The sequence below is a fragment of the Centipeda noxia ATCC 43541 genome, from assembly GCF_000160555.1.
GTDB lineage: Bacteria > Bacillota > Negativicutes > Selenomonadales > Selenomonadaceae > Centipeda > Centipeda noxia.
Map to the genome: position 1 here is coordinate 78,131 of NZ_GG749281.1, position 16,168 is coordinate 94,298.

The following is a 16,168-nucleotide window of genomic DNA, read 5'->3' on the forward strand; positions in this document are numbered from 1 at the left end:
TACTCCTTCCCCGCCGCAGGACCACGCCGCCTATCTCTTTTGAAGAAGAGGCCTCATCTTTGCGATGACTTCCTCCGGTGTAATGATCGCCAGGCAGTCGAATCCCTTCGGACAGGCGCGCTTCCAGCAGGCACGGCAGCGGCGGTCGACCTCAATGGCGTTCTCCAGCTGTCCGTATGGGCCGTTGCGGTTCGCATCCGTCGGCCCCATGAGCATAACCGTCGGCGTGCCGAGCCCCGCCGCAAGATGAACCGGCCCCGTATCGCCGCCGAGTACGAGTGACGCGCGCGTGAAGATATGCGCGAGCTGCTTTAGATTCGTACGGCCGACGAGGTTTATGGGCGGAATCTCGACCGCGGCCATGATATCCTGCGCCAGCGTCTCGTCGAGGCGCCCGCCGCCGACCAGCACAGGAATGTAATGCGCACGGTAAAGGCGATTGGACAGCGCCGCAAAGTGTTCCGCGGGCCAGCGTTTGTTCGGCCAATTCGCGCCGATGGCGAGCGCAATGAAGCGCCGCCCCTCCGGAACGCCCTCACGCGCGAGCACGATCTCCGCCGCATTCGCATCGCGTGCGGAGACGGCGACAGGAAAGCGCACCTCATCGACGCGGCACCCGAGGGCGCGCGCCACGTCGAGATAGCGTTCGACGATATGCCCGTGCGCATGCGCTCCTTTCACAGGCCGGCTGACGAGATTGGCTCCCTCGCGCATGTTTGCTGTCCCGATGCGCCGCTTGACCCGCGCGTTGAACACGATGGCCGCCGATTTAAAGAGCCCCTGCAGATCGAGCGAGGCGTCATAGCGCCGCCGGCGCAGGCGCCGGCGGAGGGGGCCGATCGCATGAAGGAAGCCGCCGAGGCTGCGGAACTTCGCCTTCTCGAAGAGGATGATGTCGTCGATGTAGGGATTGTCCTCGAGAATCGGATAGGCGGTCGGTTCGACCACCCAAGTCAGGTGTGCGTCGGGGTAGGTTTCCTTGATCGCATACGAAACGGGCAGAGCATGAATCACGTCGCCGATTGCGCTGAGCTTGACGACCAGAATATTCTTCATGCCCTGCCCTCCTTTCACTTCCTGCGGCCGGCCTTTGCTATGATCCCCGTCGTAGACTTGCCCGCAACGAGGGGAATGAAGGCAACCTCGCCGCCGTATGCCTCAATGACGCGTGCCTCGGGGAGCGTCTCCCGTGTATAGTCGCCGCCCTTTGCGTAGACTGCAGGCCGCACCTTTGCGATCAGCGCCTCTGCTGTGTCCTCCTCAAAGATTGTCACATAGTCCACAGATCTCAGCGCGCCGACGACCTCTGCGCGGTCCTTCTGCCCGTTGACCGGGCGCGCCTCGCCTTTGAGCCGCCGCACGGAATCGTCACTGTTGAGCCCGAGGATGAGTACATCGCCGCGTGCCCGGGCCGCAGCGAGATAGCGTACATGGCCTGCGTGGAGAATATCAAAGCAGCCGTTCGTAAAGACGACACGCGCGCCCGCAGCGCGCAGCGCAGCAGCAAATTCTTCGATGTACTCGCTTGGAATGAGCATATCAGCATCCCCCTTCGATCGCAGCGAGAGCGCCGCGCAATTCCTCCTGCGCGACCGTTGCCGTCCCACGCTTGCGCACAGCAATGCCGGAGGCAATGTTGCTGAGGTGCGCGGCCGTCAGCGGATCAACCCCCGCTGCGAGGGCGAGAATCATCACGGCGACGCAGGTATCCCCCGCGCCCGAGACGTCGAAAATCTCACTGTGATCGCTGACGGGAATATTCGTCGCGGAGCCGTCGGAGAGGAAGAGCGTCATCCCCTGCGCGCCGCGCGTGATCAGAACGCCGTCAGCACCGAGACGTTCCCGCAGCTCCCGCCCTGCCGCATGGATATCCTCTTCGGAACGAAGCTCTCGGCCAAGCGCCGCCGCGAGCTCCGCGTCGTTCTGCTTTACATAGCCGATGCCCTCGTAGCGGAGGATGTCATAGCGCGAGTCCACGATGCTCGGGATCTCCGCCGCGCGCGCCGCATCGATGACCGTACGGCGCACACGCGCCGTCACCGTTCCTGAGCCGTAGTCCGAGAGCACCACACCGCGCACCCGCGGGAGCAATGCACGAATCTGCGCAAGCAGCTCCTCCTCCGTTTCATGCGCAAGCGCCGTGTGCCACTCACGGTCAACGCGCACGATCTGCTGGCTGACGGTCGCCCGCCCGCCCGCAATGATGCGCGTCTTGGTGATGGTCGGATGCGCTGCATCACGGACGAAGCCCTCCGTGCGCACGGCATTTTCTGCGAGCACAGCGAGGAGCGCATCCCCGCTCGTATCCGTTCCGCAGACCCCCGCAGCATAGGCCGTGCCGCCGAGCGTCGCCGCATTGTTGACGACGTTCGCCGCGCCGCCTGCAACAACACGCTCCTCCACCTGATCGAGCACGAGCACGGGCGCCTCGCGCGAGATGCGTGCAATCGCACCGTCGAGATAGACATCGGCCACCATGTCCCCGATGATGAGCACGGGGGTGCCGCTCATCTGCGCAATCGCATTTACCATGGGGTGAACTCCCATTTGATCTTCCACGCATTCTGCTTGGAGCGGTAGCGCAGAATGATCTGCGAGCAGTGCAGGTCGTGGAACCAATAGTAGTCTACATCCGTCCACTCATGCGGTTCAACCGCGTACTTCGTGCCGACGGCAATCCGGTTGCGCTCGTCGATGCGGTAGCTGAATCCCGCCTGCAGCACTTTGGAGTAGTCCTCCTGGTCAAAGGAAAAGAGTGCGTTCTGCTTCGTACTCTTCGTATAGATGCCGCCGACGTAGGCAGCGAAGCGTTTGTTGAATTCTTTCGTCAGGAAGACGCTCGCATTCACGCCCTGCACGCGTGAATGGTCGTAGCTCTCACGCGTGACGGAGTACCCCGCGGCAAGATCCAGCCCGAACCCGTGGAACGGAATCGTATCGTGCACGAGTGAGATGCCGTACTTCCAATGATTGCTGTGGATGCCGCTGCCGTACCAGCGCCCGTATTCCGAATAGAGGTTGTAGCTGATCGGCATCTTGCCGAGGCGCTGTGCATAGCCCAGGATGAGCGACGGCTCCTTTTTGATCCATTCGTTGTCGCCGTCCTCAAAGTTGCCGTAGGTGAGCAGGGCGCTCGCTCCGCGGTTCTCCCAGCCGAGATCGTAGTGGCTGCGCCAGCCGTTCTGCGTTGTCACCTGGAGATGGGCGGCGGCGGTGACCCTCGGAGCGACTTCCTGCTCGAACGTCTGCTCCAGCCAGAGGCCGTCATCACTGTCATAGCCGGCACGCGGAAAGTTCCGCTGGATGGGCTTCGATGCGTCGACTTCGTGGCGCTTCTTCGTAAAGATGACCTTATTCTTCAGCCAGAATTTCACATTGGTCAGCACCATGCGGTTCCCGGGATAGATCTCCGCCACATCCGAGCTCAGATGGTAGTCAGGCTTCTTCGCAGAGCATTTCGTCTGCGTACCGTCATAGACGATGATCTTGTCCGGATAGAACTCGAACCGCTTTCCTGTCATGTAGTACGCGCCGACTTTGCCGTTCGCCTCGGCCATCGTTCCCTCGTGCGTACGGTAATTGTATTTGATGCGGAAGCCGTCGAGCGTCACGCGGGATGTGCCCGCAGTCATCTGGAGCACATGCGCGCGGTCGGGAACGGAGACATCGCCCGTCGTCGTATTGCCCTCGACATAGTCCCCCTGAAAACGGCGTGCCTCGAGCTGAACGACATCCACATGCCCCTTCGCCGTGAACTCGCCCGTACGCTCATCATAGGTGAGGTCGTCGCCCTCGAACGCGATGGGGGACGGCTCATCCTTCTTTACGGGATGGCGCAGATACTTCTGCATCGCCTGCACGTCGGCAAGCAGCTTCTCCTGTTCCTCTGTGAGGCGGTTCGCCCGCTCTTCGCGGCGGCGGTTCTCGATAAAGTCCAAACGCTGAATGCCGGTATCGCCGTCCCCGGTGTATGCGGCATCGACGCTGCTCGGGAGGACGGTGCAGGCGGCAGTCAGCGCGAATAGGATGCGCGTTTTCAAAGCTATGGTCATCGGCGCGTTCTCCTGTCTTTTCTCAGTGCTTCATATCGTAATCAGACGTTATTATACTACATCATAAACGGAATTTTCGCAACCTAAAAGAGGGCCTTTCCGGGGCTTCCCCCTTACAGGCCCGTACATTCTAATCCCAAGATAAATTTGACGCGCAAAAACTTTTCCACTATAATAGACCCGAATTGGAGAGGACTCATACGGAAAGGAGGCGGTTGCACAGATGCAGCGTTTCACGGCGGGCAGTTTTCTGCTTGCCATCGCTCTCTTTATTGCGTGCTGCGGCGTGTGCGAGGCAGCAGAGGATATGCGCTTCGTCGACGCAGAGGACGATACGGGCTACTATGTGGATGCCGCGAGCATTGCCCGCGTCTCAGACACAGAGTTCGATGCCGTCGTCGCCGTCATCAAGGCGGCGGAGAATCGCCTCTATCTCTATCACACGCGCTTCAACCATCAGGCGGGAACGTATCGGATCTTTGACGCACGCGTCGAGGTCTATGATACGAAGGAGATTCTGCGTACGATGCAGGGCATGGATGCACCGCAGGTTTATACGCCCGCTTCGCCGATGCGGGGTATCGTGGACTTTATCGAGGAGCTGCTCGCAGAAAAGCAGCAGACAGCATAACAGGAGGAGGATCAATCCATGCGACAGAAACTATGTGCGCTCGCGCTGACCCTCGTGCTCGCACTCACATCCGTGGGCACGGCATTTGCAGCGGAGCCGCCGAACGCCGTCCAGTCCAAGCTCGCACTCATCGAGCAGGACACCTACGGCAGAGAGCAGACGGGCGCGCTCATTGACCGCGTCAATCGCCTCGAACGCGACTATGACGGCAGCCACCGCAGCGGGAGCCTCATGTCCCGCATCGACGCGATCTACGACGAGGTCTATACGAACAGCACAACGCCCTCCGTCCTGATGGACCTCAACGCCATCGAGTGGAACATCAACCATGAGACAAGCATGCGCTCCGTACAGGAGCGCATCAGCGAGATGGAGATGGCACTGCTCGGCAAGACCGGCGAAGGCACGTTTAAAAAACGCATCTCCGCACTGTCGATGGCCTCCTTCGGCACGAAGGATATCCCCGTCACCTCCGTCTCCGTCCCCGCGAACACCCTCATCAAGATCGCGCTCGTGACCCCGGTCAACGCAAAGGATCTCAAGGTCGGCGATACCATTGAATACCAGGTTGCGGACGATGTCTTCGTCGGCGATACCCTCGTCTTCACGAAGGGCTCGCGCGGCGAGGGCACGGTCACAAAGGTGCGCCAGGCACGCAACTTCGGCCGCAACGCACAGGTCGAGATCGACTTCAAGAGCACAAAAGCGCTCGACGGCACCTATGTGACGACCTACATCGGCGAAGAGGCAAAGAAGGAAATGGAGCATCTCGCGATGGCAGCGGGCGCATCGCTCGCGGGCATTGCCGTTCTCGGCCCCATCGGCGTCGTTGCCGGCGCATTCGTGCGCGGCAAGAACGTCGATCATCCAGCAGGCACGGAGCTCTATATCCAGACAAAGGATGAGACGACCCTCTACGGCGTGCAGACCACCTACGACAGCGCCGCACCGTTCCAGTCGACGGCGGCGCGCACGTCTGACACAACGACGACGAACGACGAAGGATACGACAACAGCGTCTACAACGACGCGGCGTAACGCAAAATAAAGAGCGCTGCACCGAGTGGGCAGCGCTCTTTATTTTGCGCAGGAAAGATTACGGAGGAAACGCACTGTGTTCACACTTACATTCGATTTTACCGAACAAGACTATATTGACTTCTGTATCTTCCACAGAAACAACAAGGGACAATATCGCTATGAAAAAGCCCTACGTTTGGGCTTTACCGCCATCATCCCATTTCTGGCGCTCCTGCTAAATACACTGAAGACGGATTACGTAGATCCGATCGCTGTGGTTATAACACTCATTCTCACACTCTTCACCTACATGTATATCACAAGAAAAAAAGCACATGATAGAATAATCGCAAAGCAGATTAGAAAAATCATTCAAGGAAAGGGAAAAGAGCATTTCTTCGGCGTGCGGACAATGACATTCGACGAAAACGACTTTCTGGATCGAACAGAATATGAAGAGATCAAAACGAAATACACAAAGCTCACTGAGATCATCGAAGCGGAGCACGGAATATATCTCTATACTTCTCCAATCATAGCAATCATCCTGCCGAACCGTATCTTCTCCTCTGCGGAAGAGAAATCACGCTTTCTCGAATTCATTCGGTCAAAGATACAGCAGACAGGATAACGTTTTTACAGCACAAAGGGCCCGCACGGCAATGCCGTGCGGGCCCTCTTTATACGGAAAATATACTCAGCGGATAAAGATCCCCGCAAGATTCATATTCGCATCATAGCTGAGACGATAGACCACCGCAGTCTCCTTGTAGCCGACCGCGATCTCGCAGACCGCAAACCATGCGCCGTTCTCCTGTCCGGCCGTCATATACATCTTCCCGCTGCTGACACGCGCCCCCCACTTCGGCGCAAACTGTGCTTTGGCCGCGTTGACCTGATCTGCCGTCAGCTGCGCGCGCATATCCTGCGTCGCCTCCGCCTGCAGACCGTCGATATCACCCTTTTCAAAGCGCGCAACCGTCGCCATCACATGCTGCTCCAGAACCTTTTCGTCAAACGGCGACTTTGCCTGCGCCGGTTGCTCAGCGGCAGGCTGCGGCGCATCTTCCGCATAGGCTGCCGGCGCTGCGGCATAGGCGCCGCCCGCGATGAATGCAGCAGCAACAATACGTGAAAGTGTACGAAATTTCATAAGTCATCCTCCTTCGCAAAACGGTAACCATATGACATTCCCTATTTCACACAGGAAAAACATGCAAGCGATTCGACGCATTCGACCGATACCTCACGATAGAGCGCGCTCAAACGCTTCGTCAGGCTCTCCTGCGTATCATACGGCGGCGTGAAGAATCCCATGCGCGTATAGAGCTGCGTCACAACGAACTCCGTACGCGGATTCCCGCCGAGGACGAATACCGAGCCCGTCAGTCGTCCGCCGGGGCGCAGCACACGGTGCAGCTCGCTCCACGCGGCATCCTTGTCCGGGAACGCGTGGAATCCATTGATTGAGACTGCCGCGTCAAAGAAATCATCCTCGAAGGTCAGCTGCCCGACATCGCCCTCCACAAACGCGACATTGCGGATATGGAGCGCATCTGCCCGCGCACGCGCCGCAGCGAGCATCGCGGGCGAGTAGTCGAGACAGGTGATATCGGCATCGGGCAGTTCAGCGTAAACCGGCAGCGAAAGGCAGCCGGTCCCGACAGGCACTTCGAGAAGCCGTCCCGCAAAGCCGGCATGCGCCGCGCGCAGCGCCAGCCCCACATAGCGGCTCACACCGTCCCGATCAAGCCCCCACACGAGACGCGAGATGAGTTTCCCCGACCATGTCGAGTAGGTCATCATCCCGTCGTAGAGATTTGCCAGCCGCCCCACCGAACGATACGCGCCGCGAATCTTCTCATATCGCCGCAATTCCTCGTCCATCATGACATCCTTTCCCGAGGAAGCACGGATAAATGAATGCCGTCCGATCGGCGCAGATTTTCCTGCCAAGACGGCACTCCCTCCGCAAAGCAGTGCTCTGCGAAGGATTTGTCGGTGGCGGCAGAGTGAAATTGAACACCGATACGACAGCTCTGCATTGATCCGTTCTTCCTCTGTACTATCGAGAGTTATTCTAACACAAAATCCGCAGGGGTTCAAATTCCCTCCTTATGGACACGCTCCAGGTTCAGTGGTAAAATCTACATAACTTATTCGGTACGAAAGGGAGATTCACCATGCAGCAGCGTTTCTATCTCACAGTCATTCTCGCGGCGGCACTCTCAGTTCTTTCCGGCTGCGGCAGCGATACGGCGGAGGTGCAGCCGCCCCTCGTACGGACGATGACGGTCGGCGACGTATCCTCGACGGAGACAGGATACAGCGGCACCGTGCGCGGACGCTACGAGACACGGCTCGCCTTTCAGGTCGGCGGACAGATCCTCTCGCGCAATGTAGATGCCGGCGCACATGTCCGCGCAGGCGACGTGCTCATGGTCATTGACGCGCGCGATGTGCAGCAGCAGGCAAATGCCACGGGTGCAGGTGTTGCCGCTGCACGTTCCCGCTATGAGCTCGCACGCACGGAGCGCGCACGCTACGAGGAACTCTATGCCGCGCAGGCGATCTCTGCGGCGATGCTCGATCAGTACCGCACGAACGAGCGGGCCGCCGAAGCGGCTTATCGGCAGGCGGTCGCGCAGGATGCGACGAGCCGCAACGCGCTCGGCTACACAAACCTCATCGCAGGCGCGGACGGCGTCGTCTCGAACATTGCAGCAGAGGAGGGACAAGTCGTCGCCGCAGGGCAGACCGTTCTGACGCTGACGCAGGAGGGCGAGCGGGAGATCGAAATCTCCATTCCCGAGAGCCGCCTTTCCGAGGTCGTTGTCGGAATGCCCGCCGCTGTCTCCCTGTGGGCAACAGGTGCGATGCTGTCCGGCTATGTGCGCGAGATCTCCCCTGTCCCTGACGCCGCCAGCCGTACCTATACCGCGCGCATTGCGCTCACGAACGCACCCGACGACCTCCCGCTCGGCATGACGGCGCGTGTCCATCTCACCGAGAAGGCTGCCGCCGGCGCCGTGATCCCGCTTTCTGCTCTCTATCAAACAGGCGATCAGGCGGGGGTCTACGTCGTTGAGGACGGCATCGTACATCTCCAGCCTGTTACGGTCACGGCATTTTATGCCAACGACGCCGTTGTTGAGGGTCTCGCACAGGGCGCCGTCATCGTAACGGCAGGCGTTCACCAGCTCCGTGAGGGAGAGAAGGTGCGGACGAAATGAGGAACCTCACCGAACTCTCGCTGCGCCATCGCACGCTCGTCTGGTATTTCATCATCGTCTGTGCCTTGGGCGGCATCTTCGCCTATGAGTCGCTTGGCCGCATGGAGGACCCCGCCTTCACCATCCGCCAGATGGTCATCTCCGCCGCATGGCCGGGCGCAACCGCGGAGGAGATGCAGGAGCAGGTCACGGATAAACTCGAGCGGCGTTTTCAGGATACGCCGGGGCTCAAGAAGATCATGAGTGAAACCCGCGCGGGTCAGACCATCATCTACCTCCAGCTGCGCGATGAACTCGACGCCTCCCAGATTCGCCCGACATGGCGCGACGTGCGCAATTTCGGCGAAGATGCAAAGCACGACCTGCCGGACGGTGTCTACGGCCCCTACTACAACGACCGCTTTGACGATGTGTACGGCTCCGTCTACGCCATCACGGGCGCGGACTACTCCTACGAGGAACTGCGTGCCATGGCGGAGGATGCGCGGCGCCGCATCCTCGCCGTTCCGCGCGTGCAGAAGGTCGTCCTGGTCGGCGCGCAGCGCGAGCGCATCTACGTAGAGATCGCCCTCGAACGCCTTGCGCAGCTCGGCATTCCGCCCACAACAATCACGGACGCGCTCAGCGCGCAGGATGCCATGATGACGAGCGGCACCCTTGAGACTGCAAGCGACACCGTCCATCTCCGCGCCTCCGGCGTATTCGAGAACATCGAGGACATCCGTGCGCTTCCCATCGCCGCGAACGGGAAAATATTCCGCCTCGGCGACATTGCAAGTGTCGAGCGCAAAACAATCGACCCGCCCGATCCGAAGATGTTCTATAATGGTGCCCCCGCCGTCGGCATTGCCGTCTCCATGGAGGACGGCGGCAACATCCTCGCCCTCGGCACACATCTCAAAGAACTGACCGCCGCGATTCAGCAGGATCTCCCGCTCGGCGCCGAGCTTCACGAGGTGTCGAATCAGCCCGCCGTCGTGCAGAGCTCCATCCACGACTTCGTGGAAACCCTCGCACTCGCCATCATCATCGTACTCGCCGTCAGCTTTCTCTCGCTCGGTTTCCGCACCGGGCTTGTTGTCGCGGGCTGCATCCCGCTCGTACTCGCGGGCACATTCGTCTTCATGTACCTCCTCGGCATCGACCTGCACAAGGTCTCCCTCGGCGCGCTCATCATCGCCCTCGGCCTTCTTGTCGACGACGCCATCATCGCCGTCGAGATGATGAGCGTCCAGCTCGAGCGCGGCATGGGGCGCTTCGACGCCGCATGCTACGCCTTTACCCAGACCGCCAAGCCCATGCTCACAGGCACCCTCATCACCTGCGCGGGCTTTATTCCCGTCGCCTTCTCCAAGGGCATGGCGAGCGAGTTCTGCGCCGCACTCTTCCCCGTCATCGGCATTGCGCTCGTTCTGAGCTGGATCGTCTCCGTCATGGTCGCGCCGTTGTTCGGATACTATCTGATCCGCGTCAAGCAAAATGCGGACGGCGAAGCGGCGCACGATCCCTATGCCAGCCGGTTCTACCGGCTCTTTCGGCGTGTGCTGACACTCTTCCTCGCCCACCGCGCCGTTGTGCTCATCGGCACCGCGGTCATCTTTATCCTGTCGCTCATCGCCTTCCCGCACATCAAGCAGACCTTCTTCCCGCCCTCCCTGCGTCCCGAACTGCTCGTCCGCCTCACCCTGCCCGCAGGCGCATCCATCCAGGCTACACAGGCAGAGGCAGATCGATTCATGGCGGTCCTGAACACGCATACGGACAAGATCCAGAACTACGCTGCCTACATCGGACAGTCCACGCCGCGGTTCGTCCTCCCCGTCGACCCGAAGGCCGACGCTGCGAACACAGCACAGTTCGTCATCACGGCAAACGATACCGCTGCACGCGAGGAGCTTGCCGATATCATCGCCGATGCACGCTGCAATGAGCTCAGCGGCGTGCGGGTATCCACGCAATACATCCAGACCGGTCCGCCCGTCGACTTTCCCGTTATGCTGCGCGTCTCCGCGCCCACAACGGACGAGGTGCGCAAGCTCGCCGAAGAGGTCGCCGCTGTCGTCGCCTCCGATCCCAACGTGACGAACGTCCATCTCGACTGGACGGAGAAGGCAAAGGCGGTCCGCATCGACTTTGACAAGGAAAAGCTGAAACTCTACGGCATCAGCGCAAAAACGGTCAAGCAGATGCTCTACACCGAACTCACAGGCGCACAGGCAGCGGAGTTCTACACGGGCGACCGCACCATCGGCATCGTCCTGCGCCTCAGGGATGCGGATCGTACAAACCTCGAACGTCTCGGTGAGCTTCCGATCGCGACGAGCGGCGGCTACGTCCCTCTCGCGCAGATCGCACACCTCTCCTATGAGGCGGAGGACGGACTCATCAAGCGCCACAATCTGCGCCCGACCATCATGGTGCAGGCGGAGATCACGAAGGGCGAGGGCAATGACGCCGCCATGCGCGCCTATGAGGCGACCAAGGAACTCCGTGCGAACCTTCCTGCGGGCACAACGATCGAGACCGCAGGCGCACTCGAGGACTCTGCCGACTCCATGGGCTACCTCATGCAGCCCATTCCTGCCATGGTCTTCATTATCATGACCCTCCTCATGATCCAGGTCGGCACCATGGGCAAGATGGTGCTCACCCTCCTCACCGCCCCGCTCGGCCTCATCGGCGTCGTGCTTGCCATGCTCCTCACGAACTCTGCGATGGGCTTCGTCGCCTACCTCGGCGTCCTCGCCCTCTTCGGCATGATCATCCGCAACTCCGTCATCCTCATCGACCAGATCAAAAAACATGAGGAGGCCGGTGAAAAGCCCATGGACGCCATCATCGACTCGGCCATCCTGCGCTTCCGCCCCATCATGCTCACCGCGGCCGCAGCCATCCTCGGCATGCTCCCCCTCATGCGCAGCATCTTCTGGGGCCCCATGGCCGTCGCCATCGCCGGCGGCCTCATCGTCGCAACCGTGCTGACCCTGCTCGTGCTGCCCGTCATGTATGCAGTCGCGTATCGGGTAAAGGAGTAAGCAATATAGGTTGTATTTATCCTATATTTATGCTATACTGAATAAAAGGAGGCGGACTCATGAATATCAATACCGATACGATGATTTCCATGACCGAGGCAAATCAAAATTTTTCCAAGGTTGCACGGCTCGTCGATGAAAAAGGATCGGCGGTCATTCTAAAGAACAATGCTCCGCGCTACCTCGTCATTGACTTTCAGCAGGTTGATCGTAATGAATCCTTGTCAGATGCGGATGTGCTTGCCGTTTCGCGCAAGCTGATGGAGGAAAACCGAGACGCATACGCGGTGCTGGCAAAATGATCCGCCTGACAAAGCAGCAGGTGCTTCAGATGCACATGGAACTCATCAATGCGACTGGCGGCAGTTATGGTGTTCGCGATGAGACACTCCTCGACGCTGCCCTGGCTGCGCCATTTATGTCCTTCGACGGCACAGATTTGTACCCTACGCTCGAACAGAAAGCCGCACGTCTTGGATACGGCTTGATTGAAAATCACGCGATGATTGACGGCAACAAGCGCATCGGTGCACATACAATGCTTGTGTTTCTGGCACTGAATGGGGTCTTCCTTCAATACACGCAGAAGAAACTCTATACCATTATTCTGGAAGTCGCCTCCGGAAAGATCTCACAGGAAAAACTTCTCACGTGGATTCATCAGCATAAAAAGGCATGAAAACACCCGACTGCTTCAGCAGTCGGGTGTTTTTATCTGTCTCCTCACACATTCTCATATGGATGGACAATCAGTGTGCCGTCCTTGTACTCGCCGATGTAGATGTCTTTCGGCTCGTAGCCCGCCATGCTCAGCTCGCCCTTGAGCCAGTCGCGGTCCTTGTCGATGAGTTCAAGAATATCCTCATCCACCTGCCCGTCAAGGATAATCGGATAGCGCGCGTTCTGCTCGCCGTACTGGATGACGGTCAGCTGCCCGTTCGGCTCAAGCACGGCACGCTTTACATCCTTTACATCCTTTACATAGTAGACCCCCGTCATACGGAGTTTCAGCATGATGTCATGTGCGAGCATTCCGTGCCGCATACACTCATCCATGAGTATCTTGCCGCGCTCAATCACCACGGCGGGACTGCCGTCGACGAAGTCCTTGATCGCACCGCTGTTCATCTTGAGATATTTCAGGATCAGCACGAGCATCGTCCACGCGATGAGCACGAGCAGGAAATCCAGAATCGAGATGGCATTGTTGTAGATCACGCCGCCGATGATGCCGCCGAGCACGTAGTTCTGCACCTGATCCGTCGCGGAGTTCGGCGCGAGGTTGCCCTTGCCGAGCAGATTGATCTGGAGGATGAGGCATAAAAGGCCGAGCGCAAGCTTGCCCAGCATCAGAGAGTAGATCAACATATCAGTCCTCCTTGTCCGCAATCTTCACATCGCGGCCGAGGAGATGCGTCCGTTCGTATTGGAACGAGGTAAAGTCCGCATTGAACGTCACCGCGTAAAACGTCCCCTGCACGTCGACGAGCATCCCCTGTTTCAAATAGGTGGAGTTTGTTCGGACATCCTCCACAGGCACGCCCATATCCTCACTGAACGTGTGAAAGAACTGCACCACACGCGAGGTTGCCTCCACATCGCTCTTCGTACGGTTGTAATCGTTCCACTGCATCCCGCCGAGGAATGCGACCGCGAGAAACAGAATGACAATGAGGTCCCGGTAGCGCGACACAAGACGGTTGCGCAGATATTTAATACTCACAAAAAGAAGTGCCGCAAGTGCGAGAAACGACAGCGCATACCATACTGCGTTGTTGAACTGGCTGTGCTGCGTGATGTAGTTGTAGGTATAAAATGTCAAACAGGCACCTCCTAAATCAATGTGTTCACAGATTACTACGGAGAAGAAGGTGCGTCAAGCATTTTATCCTTGAAACAAGCTCGCATGTATTCATGTATACTGTTTCATTTTTTCTGTATCTTCTGTTATAATATTGAAATCATCCGCGCGGATAAAGACGGATGCAAGGTATTCTGTGTATTTGGGATGTGTTTCCGCATCCCGGCGGGAGTTGAGCGCCATGAAGGGTGAGCTGTACATTAAGGAAAAACGGTGCAAGGGCTGCGGTATCTGCGCAGCGTTCTGTCCGAAGAAGGTGCTCGAGGTAAGCCTTCTCGGCAAGATCACGCCCGTCCGTCCGGAAGACTGTATCGCATGCGGACAGTGCGAGATGCGCTGTCCCGACTTCGCGATATTCGTAGAGAGGAGGGCGTGAGATGAGCGAGAGCAAAGCAAGGCTCATGCAGGGCAACGAGGCGATCGCCGAGGGTGCTGTCGCCGCAGGTGTGACGTTCTTCGCGGGCTACCCCATCACGCCGTCGACGGAGATCGCGGAGCAGATGGCAAAGATGCTGCCGCGGATCGGCGGCACATTCCTCCAGATGGAGGACGAGATCGGCGCAATGGGCGCAATCCTCGGCGCATCGCTCGCGGGGGCAAAGGTGATGGACGCGACAAGTGGTCCCGGCTTCTCGCTCAAGCAGGAGCTGATCGGCTACGCGGCATGCGCTGAGATTCCGTGCGTCCTCGTGAACGTCCAGCGTGTCGGCCCCTCGACGGGACAGCCGACCGCCCCCTCGCAGGGCGATGTCATGCAGGTGCGCTGGGGCACGCACGGCGATCATCCGATGATCGCGCTCTCGCCCTGGAGCGTCCGCGAGTCGTTCGATATGGCGGTCATGGCGGTGAACTACGCCGAACGCTTCCGCACGCCCGTCATTCTGCTGACGGATGAGATCGTCGGGCATCTGCGCGAAAATGTCGTTCTTCCCTCTGCGGACGAGCTGGAGATCTGTCCGCGCCGCCTGCCGAAGAAAACGCGCGCCGAGGGCTATCAGCCCTTTGCCGTGGGCGAGGATCTCGTCCCCGATGTGGCACGCTTCGGCGACGGTTACCGCATCCATGTGACAGGCCTCCTCCACGATGAGACGGGCTTCCCCTCAGGCAGTCCTGCCGTCACCGAGAACCTCCTGCATCGGCTGCATGAGAAGATCAACCGCGTGGGCGAGGAGATCATCCACACGGAGGAACACTTCATGGAGGATGCGGAGTATGCCGTCGTCAGCTACGGCGGTACGGCGCGCACGGCATACGAAGCAGTGCGCGTGGCGCGTGCCGAAGGCATCCGCGTCGGCTTCCTGCGCCTCCAGACGATCTGGCCCTTTGCCGATGCCGCGATCGGCAGACTTGCCGACCGCGTGAAGAAAATCCTCGTTGCAGAGCTGAACTACGGGCAGCTCACCGGCGAGGTCACGCGCGCATCGCACGGGACTCCTGTCCGTCCGTGCCTCAAGTACAATATGCTGGACTTCACGCCGCAGGAGATTGCGGCGGAGATTCGGCGCATGAGCGAGGAGGGTTAGGATGGGCACCGATATGAATACGCATGCAGAAGTAAACCGCAGCTTTGAACAGTATTTTCGACAGAACCGCCTGCCCCACCTGTGGTGTCCGGGCTGCGGCAACGGCACGGCGCTGAAATGCATCGCGCAGACGATCGAGAGCACGGAGGGCATGACGCAGGACAATACCGTCATCGTCTCCGGCATCGGCTGCTCCTCGCGCGGTTCCGGCTATATGGACTTTGATACCGTACACACGGCGCACGGGAGAGCCATTCCCTTTGCAACAGGGATCAAGCTTGCACGTCCCGAACTGAACGTCATCGTCATCACAGGAGACGGCGACTGCACTGCCATCGGGGGCAATCATTTCCTGCACGGCTGCCGGCGCAACGTCGATCTGACGGTCATCCTCTTCAACAACAACATCTATGGCATGACAGGCGGGCAGTCCTCGCCGACAACGCCGCCGGGCAAATCCACGACAACGGCTCCCTACGGCACAATCGACCGTGCACTCGACGCATGCCGCATTGCAGAGGCAGCGGGCGCGACCTACGTCGCACGCTCCACGGCATTCCACGTCAAGCATCTCACGCAGATGATCGAGGGAGGCCTCCAGAACCACGGCTTTTCACTCGTCGAGGCCATCGTTCAGTGCCCGACGGCATACGGCCGCAAGAACAAGATGGGCTCGCCCGCCGCAATGCTCGAATGGATGCGCGATTCTGCCGTCATGAAGACGGCGTGGGACAACCTCCCGCCCGAAAAGCGCACGCCGGACAAGTTCCCCATCGGACTGCTCTGCGCATGCGAGGGCGAGGAGTACGGCAT

At 59.3% G+C, this 16,168-nt stretch carries 18 protein-coding genes; 10 read left to right on the top strand and 8 right to left on the bottom strand.

Annotation, left to right across the window (positions count from 1 at the left end; all coding sequences use genetic code 11):
- Positions 1-30: 30 nt before the first annotated feature.
- The 4 genes from waaF to HMPREF7545_RS07295 are packed head-to-tail and all read right to left on the bottom strand — an operon-like array spanning position 31 to position 4,052.
- Entirely contained in the window at positions 31-1,056 is a 1,026-nt protein-coding gene (gene waaF / locus HMPREF7545_RS07280; RefSeq protein ID WP_040571289.1) for a lipopolysaccharide heptosyltransferase II, read from the bottom strand.
- Positions 1,057-1,070: 14 nt separating this feature from the next.
- Entirely contained in the window at positions 1,071-1,538 is a 468-nt protein-coding gene (gene rfaE2, locus HMPREF7545_RS07285) for a D-glycero-beta-D-manno-heptose 1-phosphate adenylyltransferase (RefSeq protein WP_006695061.1), read from the bottom strand.
- Position 1,539: 1 nt separating this feature from the next.
- Complete coding sequence (locus HMPREF7545_RS07290; RefSeq protein WP_006695062.1) at positions 1,540-2,532, bottom strand: bifunctional heptose 7-phosphate kinase/heptose 1-phosphate adenyltransferase; 993 nt, start codon at positions 2,530-2,532, stop codon at positions 1,540-1,542.
- Positions 2,526-4,052 (bottom strand): LPS-assembly protein LptD, encoded by a 1,527-nt coding sequence (locus HMPREF7545_RS07295; protein WP_006695063.1) that lies wholly within the window; start codon positions 4,050-4,052, stop codon positions 2,526-2,528. The genes HMPREF7545_RS07290 and HMPREF7545_RS07295 overlap by 7 nt, the downstream gene beginning before the upstream one ends.
- 223 nt (positions 4,053-4,275) lie before the next feature.
- Here HMPREF7545_RS07295 and HMPREF7545_RS07300 point away from each other — a divergent pair, with 223 nt between their 5' ends.
- From HMPREF7545_RS07300 to HMPREF7545_RS07310, 3 genes are all read left to right on the top strand, one after another.
- A complete protein-coding gene (locus HMPREF7545_RS07300; protein ID WP_006695064.1) occupies positions 4,276-4,683 on the top strand; it encodes a hypothetical protein in 408 nt (135 codons plus the stop codon).
- 18 nt (positions 4,684-4,701) lie between these two features.
- Positions 4,702-5,721: a hypothetical protein gene (locus HMPREF7545_RS07305; RefSeq protein ID WP_006695065.1), complete on the top strand. Its 1,020-nt coding sequence runs from the start codon at positions 4,702-4,704 to the stop codon at positions 5,719-5,721.
- Positions 5,722-5,797: 76 nt separating this feature from the next.
- Complete coding sequence (locus HMPREF7545_RS07310; protein ID WP_040571290.1) at positions 5,798-6,334, top strand: YcxB family protein; 537 nt, start codon at positions 5,798-5,800, stop codon at positions 6,332-6,334.
- A 66-nt stretch (positions 6,335-6,400) separates the two neighbouring features.
- On the opposite strand, the gene HMPREF7545_RS07315 is transcribed toward HMPREF7545_RS07310, so the two are convergent.
- Entirely contained in the window at positions 6,401-6,856 is a 456-nt protein-coding gene (locus HMPREF7545_RS07315; RefSeq protein ID WP_006695067.1) for a DUF3887 domain-containing protein, read from the bottom strand.
- A 41-nt stretch (positions 6,857-6,897) separates the two neighbouring features.
- Positions 6,898-7,593, bottom strand: coding sequence for a class I SAM-dependent methyltransferase (locus HMPREF7545_RS07320; protein ID WP_006695068.1), 696 nt, complete (start codon positions 7,591-7,593; stop codon positions 6,898-6,900).
- A gap of 293 nt (positions 7,594-7,886) precedes the next feature.
- On the opposite strand from HMPREF7545_RS07320, the gene HMPREF7545_RS07325 reads away from it, so the two are divergent.
- From HMPREF7545_RS07325 to HMPREF7545_RS07340, 4 genes are read left to right on the top strand one after another with little or no spacing between them, the layout of a single operon-like run.
- The gene (locus HMPREF7545_RS07325) at positions 7,887-8,936 is read left to right on the top strand and encodes an efflux RND transporter periplasmic adaptor subunit (RefSeq protein WP_006695069.1); all 1,050 of its coding nucleotides are present in this window, start codon (positions 7,887-7,889) and stop codon (positions 8,934-8,936) included.
- A complete protein-coding gene (locus HMPREF7545_RS07330) occupies positions 8,933-11,971 on the top strand; it encodes an efflux RND transporter permease subunit (protein ID WP_006695070.1) in 3,039 nt (1,012 codons plus the stop codon). Before HMPREF7545_RS07325 ends, HMPREF7545_RS07330 begins: the two co-directional genes overlap by 4 nt.
- 59 nt (positions 11,972-12,030) lie before the next feature.
- The gene (locus tag HMPREF7545_RS07335) at positions 12,031-12,273 is read left to right on the top strand and encodes a type II toxin-antitoxin system Phd/YefM family antitoxin (RefSeq protein ID WP_006695071.1); all 243 of its coding nucleotides are present in this window, start codon (positions 12,031-12,033) and stop codon (positions 12,271-12,273) included.
- A complete protein-coding gene (locus tag HMPREF7545_RS07340) occupies positions 12,270-12,650 on the top strand; it encodes a type II toxin-antitoxin system death-on-curing family toxin (RefSeq protein ID WP_006695072.1) in 381 nt (126 codons plus the stop codon). Before HMPREF7545_RS07335 ends, HMPREF7545_RS07340 begins: the two co-directional genes overlap by 4 nt.
- A gap of 44 nt (positions 12,651-12,694) precedes the next feature.
- On the opposite strand, the gene HMPREF7545_RS07345 is transcribed toward HMPREF7545_RS07340, so the two are convergent.
- Both HMPREF7545_RS07345 and HMPREF7545_RS07350 read right to left on the bottom strand, forming a co-directional pair.
- A complete protein-coding gene (locus HMPREF7545_RS07345; protein ID WP_006695073.1) occupies positions 12,695-13,339 on the bottom strand; it encodes a DUF421 domain-containing protein in 645 nt (214 codons plus the stop codon).
- A 1-nt stretch (position 13,340) separates the two neighbouring features.
- Positions 13,341-13,793: a DUF3290 domain-containing protein gene (locus HMPREF7545_RS07350; RefSeq protein ID WP_006695074.1), complete on the bottom strand. Its 453-nt coding sequence runs from the start codon at positions 13,791-13,793 to the stop codon at positions 13,341-13,343.
- Positions 13,794-14,013: 220 nt separating this feature from the next.
- On the opposite strand from HMPREF7545_RS07350, the gene HMPREF7545_RS07355 reads away from it, so the two are divergent.
- From HMPREF7545_RS07355 to HMPREF7545_RS07365, 3 genes are all read left to right on the top strand, one after another.
- Positions 14,014-14,208, top strand: coding sequence for a 4Fe-4S binding protein (locus HMPREF7545_RS07355; protein ID WP_006692152.1), 195 nt, complete (start codon positions 14,014-14,016; stop codon positions 14,206-14,208).
- Between the two features lies 1 nt (position 14,209).
- Positions 14,210-15,355, top strand: coding sequence for a 2-oxoacid:acceptor oxidoreductase subunit alpha (locus tag HMPREF7545_RS07360; RefSeq protein ID WP_006695076.1), 1,146 nt, complete (start codon positions 14,210-14,212; stop codon positions 15,353-15,355).
- 1 nt (position 15,356) lies between these two features.
- On the top strand, positions 15,357-16,168 hold an 812-nt coding region (locus HMPREF7545_RS07365; protein WP_006695077.1), incomplete at its 3' end, for a thiamine pyrophosphate-dependent enzyme.